Below are 237 nucleotides of genomic sequence, written 5' to 3' on the forward strand. Positions count from 1 at the left end.
GGCATGCTGCCTATTGTGCTTGATGAAGCAATCGTCGATGAATTAATAAAAGCAACGTTAGCAACTGAAGGCTATGAGCTGACAGCGGATCTTGAACGCCAAGTGGTTATTACGCCCACAGGTAAAGAGTATCCGTTTGAAGTTGATGCTTTTCGCAAGCATTGTCTATTAAACGGTCTTGACGATATTGATCTAACGTTACAGCATGGGGATGCAATCAAAGCATATGAGCAAAAG

Annotated in this window: 1 pseudogene; it reads left to right on the forward strand. The window is 42.6% G+C overall.

The window, feature by feature from the left end:
* A pseudogene (locus AAEY79_RS16355) lies at window positions 1–237 on the forward strand (3-isopropylmalate dehydratase small subunit); the annotation flags it as partial.

The organism is Psychrobacter sp. GW64-MNA-CIBAN-0177 (assembly GCF_040309585.1).
Classification (GTDB): Bacteria; Pseudomonadota; Gammaproteobacteria; order Pseudomonadales; family Moraxellaceae; genus Psychrobacter; species Psychrobacter okhotskensis.